The organism is Paraburkholderia sp. SIMBA_030, from assembly GCF_046535245.1.
Taxonomy (GTDB): Bacteria; Pseudomonadota; Gammaproteobacteria; order Burkholderiales; family Burkholderiaceae; genus Paraburkholderia.
This window is the reverse complement of record NZ_JAWRXB010001159.1, coordinates 1-252: the sequence shown is the minus strand read 5'-3', so window position 1 is coordinate 252 and position 252 is coordinate 1. Positions and strand designations below refer to the sequence as shown.

The 252-nt window shown below is 34.5% G+C and carries 1 protein-coding gene; it reads right to left on the bottom strand.

Annotated features, from left to right (window positions below; all coding sequences use genetic code 11):
• A partial coding sequence (locus SB772_RS43670; RefSeq protein ID WP_410838985.1) for a hypothetical protein occupies positions 1-252 on the bottom strand: 252 nt, incomplete at both ends.

Below are 252 nucleotides of genomic sequence, written 5' to 3'. Positions count from 1 at the left end.
CATAACCATTAGATGCAAAGTTGTCTTGAATACGTTTTACCGATGCTGACAATTGCTTCAAGCCTTTTGTATTAGCGTCCATCTGTTGCGGGTTTTTATGAATACGTACAATTTCATCAGCCAGTTTCAAAGCCAAAGAATGGTCAATTTCAATAGTGGAATTTGCAGAAACCATTTGTTTTTCTTCTTGTTTTAATTTCAATTGAGTGTCCAACATTTCAACCAGTTTACTGTCTAATTTGATGCTTTCTT